We start from the raw sequence: 229 nt of genomic DNA on the forward strand, positions 1-229 counted from the left end.
GTTAACTACAGCCACAGCCGCCATTGCCATCACAGCCAGGTTTTTCTTCACCGCATGATTCATGGGCATCATCGTGTCCATGGCTACCACATCCGCCTTCAGCATGGATATGTCCATGAGATAGCTCATCTGCAGTGGCTTCTCTTACAGCGAGAACTTCAACACTAAAGTTAAGTGATTGGCCCGCTAGAGGGTGATTACCATCAACAACAATGACATCGTCTTTTAC

At 47.6% G+C, this 229-nt stretch carries 1 pseudogene; it reads right to left on the reverse strand.

Annotation, left to right across the window (positions count from 1 at the left end):
* Positions 1-91 precede the first annotated feature (91 nt).
* A pseudogene (locus AAEZ08_RS23595) lies at positions 92-229 on the reverse strand (peptidylprolyl isomerase); the annotation flags it as partial.

The sequence above is a fragment of the Pseudomonas sp. E45-MNA-CIBAN-0222 genome (genome assembly GCF_040310405.1).
In the GTDB taxonomy this organism is placed as follows: domain Bacteria; phylum Pseudomonadota; class Gammaproteobacteria; order Pseudomonadales; family Pseudomonadaceae; genus Stutzerimonas; species Stutzerimonas stutzeri_AC.